This is a genomic window from Pontimicrobium sp. MEBiC01747, from assembly GCF_053601635.1.
The window spans coordinates 1-9499 of sequence record NZ_JBSHNS010000146.1; the positions used below are offsets into that span (position 1 = coordinate 1).

6 protein-coding genes are annotated in these 9499 nt (G+C 32.0%); 4 read left to right on the top strand and 2 right to left on the bottom strand.

Annotation, left to right across the window (positions count from 1 at the left end; genetic code table 11):
* Positions 1–2447 (bottom strand): type IX secretion system sortase PorU (gene porU / locus ACVC2P_RS03950; protein WP_452597186.1); only part of this gene is annotated, 2447 nt, incomplete at its 3' end.
* 338 nt (positions 2448–2785) lie between these two features.
* Here porU and gldJ point away from each other — a divergent pair.
* A complete protein-coding gene (gldJ, locus tag ACVC2P_RS03955; protein ID WP_452597187.1) occupies positions 2786–4465 on the top strand; it encodes a gliding motility lipoprotein GldJ in 1680 nt (559 codons plus the stop codon).
* Positions 4466–4554: 89 nt separating this feature from the next.
* Entirely contained in the window at positions 4555–5841 is a 1287-nt protein-coding gene (locus ACVC2P_RS03960; RefSeq protein ID WP_452597188.1) for a UDP-N-acetylmuramoyl-tripeptide--D-alanyl-D-alanine ligase, read from the top strand.
* On the opposite strand, the gene ACVC2P_RS03965 is transcribed toward ACVC2P_RS03960, so the two are convergent.
* A complete protein-coding gene (locus ACVC2P_RS03965; RefSeq protein ID WP_452597189.1) occupies positions 5836–6633 on the bottom strand; it encodes a serine aminopeptidase domain-containing protein in 798 nt (265 codons plus the stop codon). The two genes, ACVC2P_RS03960 and ACVC2P_RS03965, sit on opposite strands and share 6 nt — an antisense overlap.
* A gap of 557 nt (positions 6634–7190) precedes the next feature.
* Between ACVC2P_RS03965 and ACVC2P_RS03970 the strand changes: the two genes are divergently transcribed.
* Positions 7191–7658: a hypothetical protein gene (locus tag ACVC2P_RS03970; RefSeq protein ID WP_452597190.1), complete on the top strand. Its 468-nt coding sequence runs from the start codon at positions 7191–7193 to the stop codon at positions 7656–7658.
* Positions 7659–7660: 2 nt separating this feature from the next.
* Positions 7661–9499, top strand: a 1839-nt coding sequence (locus tag ACVC2P_RS03975) for a PKD domain-containing protein (RefSeq protein WP_452597191.1), incomplete at its 3' end; no start/stop codon positions are given.

Here is a 9499-nt window from a genome sequence, read left to right on the forward strand (position 1 = left end):
AAACAATTTAATTGACATTCGTTACGCAAACTTGAAACATCTGTTTTCTGAAAAATCCTCTCGGAAGCCAAACCATCTTCTCCTCCATGTCCAAAATAATTTACAACTAACGCTCCGTTTTCTATTGCATTAGAAATCGCTGTTGCTACTTTTGGATAACGATCTCCTCCTGCTGAAGATTCTTGTTCAAAACTATCTGTATGAATTTTCACTACATTTATAAATGGTTTTTCTGCTGTTACTAAATCTCCAATTAAATCGGTAGTCTCCTGTAAACTAAATTCTTCTACAACATCAACATCATCTGAAATAACAACAAAATTATTTCTCCAACTACCTAATGCTTCCTGAGAATAGTACGTTTCTATTTTATCTACCATTTGTTTCGCTTTTAACGGTGTGTCTGCTAAAATTCTACCAATATTTATATCTAGCAAATCTGTATTTTCCATACGTCCTTCATTAGCATCCATCATACCATAGAAATCGTCGGAAACAAACGATGTTGTTAAGTTAAAACTACTATAAGCGTTCCAAGTTGGTACGTAATAGGTATTTGAGGCCACACGTTCTTTATAATCGAAAGAACTATCTCCAAAAAAACAGACATATTTCAACCTGTTTTCTGGAGCACTAGCATTATCGTAAACATATTTTAGCATATTTCTTATAGCCGAAATATCCTTATTACCTGTACTAAACTCTGTATAAATAGAGTTTAAGGTTACTATTTTTACATTTAAATCATGCTTATTCTTATTAATCTCAGCCAAACGTTTTGCTTGGTTAAAAAAAACAGAAGGTGTTACTATTATATAGTCTACATCTTTAAAATTACCATTTTCATCTTTAAAAATAGTTCCCTTTATGTTTTGGTTTGCTACTTGCGAGTTATAACCATCTAATGGGGTAAAAAAATCAAGAGCACTAACAGTTACAAATGTTTTGAGGCTACCTAGTGTTGATTTAAAGCTAATACTAGACGAATTATTACTATTTTCTACTGCCGTAATATTATTTTTATCTGTAATATCCCATACTTCTAATACGCTACTTGCGTTACTTAGTGTGTACAAACCTATACCGTTGGTTGTAACTGTTTCTTTATTGAAAAAAACGAATTGATTTCCTGAAAAAGATAAATCTCTTATGGCTTCTAAAGCAATATAATCTATGTAACCTTTAGTGCTTGGGTTTCCTAAATTATCAAAATCTACCCTTATAGAGATATCATCTGCTAAGCCTGTATTTATGTCACTTACAAACAGACCTTCTGCTGCAAGATTATTACTTGTAGTGGGTATATTAGGAATAATTAATGATCCAACTTCTGTATTATTAAAACTAATAGCCATAGTAGATCCGCCTTGGGATGGAGAAGCCCCTATAACTTTTAGTTTTACAGGCTCTGTTGTTACTAGGTTTGGAAAACTAAAATCGAACGTTTTTGTAGTTTCTATATCAAATTCATCTCCAAACCAACGCCTACCAACATAAGCTAAACTATACTCATCTAATTCATGAAATTGATAATCATGAAACGTATTAATAGTAGTATCAGGAGTTCCTACTGGTTGAACCATTGGCTCTATACGCTTACCATTACTCCCGCTTGTTGTTATATAATAATAAGTTGTATCTGTATATGGATTAAGGTTAGTATTAATTTTCACATCATCAACATTTCCTTTAGGGCCTTCACCATAAAACAAGACATAATCATTATCATTAAAAACACCATCGTCTTCTCCTATAACTTTTATTGCATTTTCTATAGGGTCTAAAGGGTAGTTTTCACTATTAGCATAAGGTAACATCTTCCCTCCATTTCCAAAAATTTTAATTGTTTTAGGGTTTATCGTGTTAGTATTTATTCCTAAAGCGTTTAGGAATGCTTTATCCAATTTAAAAACTCCTGTTTTGTTTATTACAAACTTATGCCATGTTCCTGTATTTAAAACTGAATTAGTTATTGTATTTAACAAACTTGTTTTAGAACTAAACTTATTACTATACTTATAGTTAATTGTAAAAGAGACTATTTTTTTATACGTATTATTTCCTTCTTTTACTATTGGAAAAATATTAAATAGTACATATTGTTTATTTCTTGCGAATGTATTTTTTAGTTTAAAGTTAATTGTACTTGAGATGCTTTTAATATTAACATCCTTTAATTCCTCTATAGTAATTGTAGCATAATTAATATTACTAATCCCTACAGATTCAATGTTTACTGGCATTTCAACCTCCCACTGTTTAATAAATTCAACACCCTCTTTTTCTGTGTATCTAAAATTATCTCTTGGTGTAAAACTTGGAATTTTAATTTGTGATTTACTTGTAGTAATTATTTTTTCTTCTCCCCAATTTAAATCTATTGTTTTCTGCTGTGGATAAACTAAAATTACTGTTAATAGCGCTATTATTGATGTTAGATTTTTCATTACACCACATAACGCCTTTATTTTATTATTTAGTATTTATAAGTAGGGTAATTTCATTTAAAACTGTTACTACCTAATATTAGGAACATAAATTAATCTTATCAAGTATATTTATTTCTTAATTATTTCGTAAAATAATTTGAAATTGTGATACTAAATTGACAAATCGCACGTTAACTAGATACAATAACGATGAAACACACAAAACATCGTTATACAGTAAATAAAATAGGATGAAATGCGATTTTTTTATTCAAATTTCACAATTTAAACTTGTAGAGTTAGGTATAATTGTTATATTGCGACTCCAAAAAAACATAATTAGCTTACTTAAACGTATGAATATGAAAAAACTAATTGTATCAAGGCTTATTTTAATAATAGCTGTGTCGCTAACCTTGGTAGGATGTAAAAGATCTGGAGGTGGCTCTAATACTTCAAGAGCAACAGGATGGAAAATTAACGCTAAAGAAGGTGGTTTTCAATACAATACTAAATTTAAAGAGCAAGAAACTGCTCCAGGATTGGTATTTGTTGAAGGTGGTACTTTCACAATGGGTAGAGTTCAAGATGATGTAATGCATGATTGGAACAATAGTCCAAATCAACAGCATGTTCAATCGTTTTATATGGATGAAACAGAAGTAACTAATAAAATGTATACTGAATATTTACATTGGATTAGAACTGTATATCCACCAGATGATGAAAACTTTAGAAAAATATATGATGGTGTTGTACCAGATACTCTAGTTTGGAGAAACAGATTAGGTTACAACGAAGTAATGACAAACAACTATTTACGTCACCCAGGATATGGAGAATACCCTGTGGTTGGTGTTAGTTGGATTCAAGCTGTTGAATTTGCTAATTGGAGAACAGATCGTTATAATGAATTAAGTCTACAAAAAGAAGGCTACCTAAAACAAGATAGCCAATATGAAGCGACTGCTGATGCTAACTTTAATACAGACACATACATTAATGCACCAACACAAACATACGGTGGTAATGAAGAGATCTTAAAAGGAGGAAAATTAAAGCCTCAAGTAGATGCAGAAGGAAACGAAATTAATGTATATGCTACAAGACAAACAGGAATTATTTCTCCTAAGTACAGACTACCAACTGAAGCTGAATGGGAATATGCTGCCTTAGGTTTATCTGAAATAAGAAGTTATAACTCTTACAGAGGTAGAAAAAAATACCCATGGGAAGGACAATATACACGTTCAGGAAAACGTAAAGTTCGTGGAGATCAATTAGCTAACTTCAAGCAAGGAAAAGGTGATTACGGTGGTATTGCAGGATGGTCTGATGACGGTGCTGACATTACTGCTCAAGTAAAATCTTTCGAGCCTAATGATTTTGGTTTATATGACATGGCTGGTAATGTTGCTGAATGGGTAGCAGATGTTTACAGACCAATAGTTGATGATGAATTTAATGACTTTAACTACTACCGTGGAAACGTTTATACCAAGAATAAAATTGGAGAAGATGGTACAGTAGAAATTGTTACAACAGAAACTATTGTTTACGATACATTAGCAAATGGAAAAATAATTGCTAGAGATTTACCAGGAGAAATTGCTCAAGTACCAGTTGATTTAGACGAAACATACTTAAGAACAAATTTCGATACTAGTGATAACAGAAACTTTAGAGATGGTGACAAGCGTTCTTCTCGTTACTATGCTGATGGTTTTGATGATGAAACAGAAGGAGAAGACACTAACACTACACGTAAAATGTATAACTCTCCAGATCATTCTGTTGAAGTAGATTCTACAGGAGCCCTTATTAGAGAATATGACAAATCTGACAAGCGTACATCTCTAATTAACGATGAAGTACGTGTTTACAAAGGAGGTTCTTGGAAAGACAGAGAATACTGGTTAGATCCTGCACAAAGACGTTATTACCCACAAAATATAGCTACCGATTATATTGGTTTTAGATGTGCTATGTCTAGAGTTGGTTCTAAATCTAAAAAAGGAAACAAATCTAAAAACTAGATTTTAGTTCTATATATTATAAAAGTCCTAACAATTAGTTAGGACTTTTTTTATACATTTATTTTCACAAAGAAAATCTATTACAGAACATGACAATACCTCAAATACACAAACTTTTTTTAGAAAACAATTCCATCTCTACAGATACAAGAAAAGTTCGTAAAGGAGATTTATTTTTTGCTTTAAAAGGAGAACATTTTAATGGTAATACATTTGCTAATCAAGCATTAGATAAAGGAGCTAAATACGTTATAATAGACGAAAAAGAATATCACAGTAATACAGAAAAAACTATACATGTTGAAGATGTTTTAAAAACGCTACAAGCATTAGCAACCTACCATCGTAATTATTTAAAACTACCGATTATAGCACTTACTGGTAGTAATGGAAAAACAACAACTAAAGAACTCATTAATGCTGTTTTATCTAAAAAGTATAATACAACAGCAACTATAGGTAATTTAAACAACCATATAGGAGTACCACTTACCCTGCTTTCTATGACTAAAGCCACAGAGATTGGAATAGTAGAAATGGGGGCTAACCATCAAAAAGAAATTGATTTTTTATGCTCTATAGCGCAACCAGATTATGGTTACATTACAAATTTTGGAAAAGCACATTTAGAAGGTTTTGGTGGTATTGAAGGTGTTATAAAAGGAAAAACAGAACTCTACAATTACCTCAAAGCAAACACAAAATTAATTTTTGTTAATGCCAACGATAGTAAGCAAGTAGAACACTCTAAAAATGCACAAATAATAACTTTTGGAGATAAGGACACAGCTAACTTAACAGTTACACTAGAGCAAGCACAACCATTTGTTTATGCAAGTTATAATAAGCAAACAATACGAACACAATTAATAGGTATTTATAATTTTAATAACATAGCGGCCGCAATTTGTATTGGTAATTATTTTAAGGTTGAAGACGCTTCTATAAAAGAAGCTTTAGAGCAATATACACCAAGGAATAATCGTTCTCAAATATTAGAAAAAGAGACGACTAAAATCATTCTAGATGCATATAATGCAAACCCTTCTAGCATGAAAGCCGCGTTGTCTAATTTTTCAGACTTAAAAGTAACCTCTAATAAAATTGCTATTTTAGGTGATATGTTCGAATTAGGAGACGAAGCTAAACAAGAACATCAAAACATTGCAGATTTAGCCAGCCAGCTTAATATAGATGCCATTATTCTTGTTGGCGAAAATTTTTATAATACTAAAAATACGAATCCTAAAATAAAACAGTACCACTCGTTCGAAGCTTTAAAAAGCAACTTTAACAGTTTATCAGTTACAGACGTTACGTTACTAATAAAAGGATCTAGAGGAATGGCTTTAGAGCGTATTTTAGAATTATTATAAATCTAAAAATGCTTTAAATGCTATCCAATAACCTTCACTACCATCGGTAGTGTCCCATAAAGCTCTAGAACCATGGATTCCCTTTTCTTTTGGTTTGTAATGGTAAAGGTATTTACCATTGATTTTACTTACTAAAGTTGTTAATGCTTGAGTCTCGCTATTAGATGCTGTAACAAAAACAGGTTTATTATAATCTTTTATTGCACCTTGAATATCTACTCCTTTAAAGTATTCTCCTGGGCTAAATGCTGCTACTTTTTTCACTTTATTATTATTGTTAGCGATTAACAAAGACAAAGAAGCCGAGTAGGAACTTCCCAGCAATAAAATAGGCCTACCACCATTATTAGTATAAATATAGTCTATAGCCGCCTCTATATCCTGCCTTGCATCTAAATATCCTGTTGGAAGATTCTTAGACTTAGCGAGTTTAGCCGTTTCATTAATAATATTATTAGCACTATCGCCAGAACGTTGATCTATAGCCATTACTGAGTAGCCCAAAGCATTTAGTTTTAACGCCGTGTCTTTATATTCACCTCTACTAAATCTAGCTTGATGACATAATAGTATCGAAACCGGTTTATCTCCCACTTTATAAACATCAGCGGTGATAAGCAAACCATCTTTAGAAGGAAACTCAATTGTTACCTTTTCATCAACACTGTCATTTAAGTTATTCGCTTTATCAATTTGTTTAATCGCTTGAGAAGTATCGACCTCACCACTTACCTCTTTACATGACCACAAACCACTAATAATTAAAACAGTTAAAATTGTTTTATACATCATAATATTTTATTTAGAAAGGTATAAAATTATCAAGATAAAAAATGTTAAATATTCTTCGTTTTCTTTAATTAGTACATCAAATAGACGATTATTCTCTTCCAGATAAGTAAATAGTACTACAAAAAGGCATATTTTACATAGCAAAAACAGCTTTTAATTATTGTATAATAAAAAAATGTTAACTTTTTGACAATTAACAACCTACAAAACACAAGGGTTTCAAGCATTTTTTTAATCAGTTCATAACAAGAATATTAATACGGTTAAAAAAATGTTAAAAAAATATTATATATTAGCAAAATTACCAACTAAATCTAAATATACTATGTCCCATTTCTACAATTACCTTTTTTATCATAAAAAAGAAGTCTCTTCAATTTTTTTATTCCATATAAAAAACACTGAAAGTTAATTTTCACTTTAAAAATTCGATTTATCTCTAGGTTATAAACTATATAGCCTAAAAGCGCTTATACACATATTTTTTTATGAGTAAAAGCTGTTTTCCCTACATATTTTTGTAAGAAAAAACATATTAAAATATCATTTATTAAGTCATGAAAAACATACTTATAGGGCTTTGCCTTTTACTAAATCTATCTCTAAACTCAAATCAAACATCCGAGAATATCTCTTCACAAGACACTCAAAATAAGAGTTTTAATCACACAACAAGCTCTTTTAAAAACTATTCTATAGAAGATATAAATACTTTTATAAAAGAGGCATACGCAGATAATTTTAACTTTTTCCTTAACGATGATAGTCGTTATAATCTATTAGTAGATTTTTTTCAAAACCGTTTAAGTTTTGCAACCAACACTAAATACGAAGGAAAAGTCTTTAAAAATATTTCGGATGTTGAGCTACACACCAAATATAACGCTAATCAAGAGAGAGATTCTTCGTATGATATCCAGACATTCAACCCTTTAAAATATAAAATTGAATTATTCCCTCAAAAAACGATTGTTTACAAGCTAGGCAATACCCAATACTACATGTTAATCCAACCAAGAAGATAATTATGAAGAGAGTACTACTTTTATTAGCACTTATTTGTGTATCTGTTCTTAATGCACAATACAATATAGCAACCGAAAATGGAAATACTGTATATACATGCTCTGATACTTTTGTTGACTCTGGAGGAGCTTCAGGTAATTATGCAAATAGCGAAAATTACACTATAACCATTTGCCCAGATCCTGCAAATCCAGGTACATTTACGCAATTAGACTTTTCTAGTTTTAGTGTAGAAGGAAGTACATTAGATTTTATGACTGTATATAATGGCCCTAACACAGGGTCTCCTTTAATGGGGACTTATACAACTAATCCAGGTACATTGGTATCTAGTGACGCCAGCGGCTGTCTTACTATATCTTTTCAATCAGATTCAAGTCTTACATATTCAGGTTGGGAAGCAGATATTTCTTGTTTTGCTCCTTGCAATCAAACAGTTACAGCTAACTTACTTTCAACAACACCAGCAGTAAACGGAAATGGAGTTATAGGCATCTGTCAAGGTGACTCTGTTAATTTTGTAGGTAGTGGAACATTCTCTAACTCTGGAGCAGGTGCTACATACACTTGGGATTTTGGAGACGGAACTACTGGTACAGGAACTAATGTTTCTCATACTTATGCTACTGGAGGTGTTTATTTAGTTAATTTAAATATTGCAGCAGGAAGCTGTACGAATACAAATAAAATAAATCAAATTATTCATGTAGCTCCAACACCAGATTTTACAGGAACAGCAGCGGTTTCAGATCCTATATGTCAAGGAGATACCTCAGTTATAAATGGAGTAGTTACCCCACAATCTATTTCGGTAAACTGTGCTCCTCCTAACTACACTACAACATTTTTACCAGATAGTAGCACAGGAGTGTACCAAACTTGTTTTACAGTAGACTGCTACCCAAATACTACAAATATTACTAGTGTTACTGATATTGTGAATGTTTTTATGAATATAGAACACACTTACTTAGGCGATTTAGGTATGACTCTAACTGCTCCTAACGGAGCATCTGTAGTACTATTAGATAGTGGAAGTATAGCCAATTCAGGAGCCAATTTAGGAGACCCAATTCAAACAGATGGAACTGGACCTGGGACTGGTTGGGACTATTACTTTTTAGATGCTGGTTCAACTGGTACAACTTTAGATAATGGGCCTACTACGGTAAACTCTACTGCAGGTAATTCTATATCAGCTGGATCTTATGATTCAGATAATTCTTTCGCTGCTTTTATAGGTTCCCCAATAAATGGAGATTGGTGTGTTACTATTACAGATAATATTAGTTCTGATGATGGTTATATTTTTGGTTTAGGCTTAACTTTCGATTCTAGCATTGCGCCTTCAGATCCAAATTTCACATTCAATCAAACTATTGCTTCTAGCTCATGGAGTGCTAATTCTGGAACGGGGAATATAATTAATACAAGTGGAAATGATATTACTGTACAACCAACAGCAACGGGCATGCACTGTTATACTTTCACCGCTACAGATGGTTTTGGATGTTCTTACAATGAAATTATATGTATAGACGTTACAGCTGGTGCTACGGCTGATGCTTCTGCAAGCGCAGATTTATGTGATACTGGAGATGCCATATTTACTATAACTGGAACTCCAAATGCAACAGTAACTTATAATATTGATGGAGGCTCAAATCAAACTATAACTTTAAACGGGTCTGGAACTGCAACTATAAATATCACTGGTATTACTGCTTCTACTACAATTAATCTAATCAGTGCTTCCTCAGTAGGAGTTCCTGTATTAAGAAATGGATTAAGTGCCGTAAATGCCGAGAACTCAAACAATGCAACAGGCGCAATATTAACC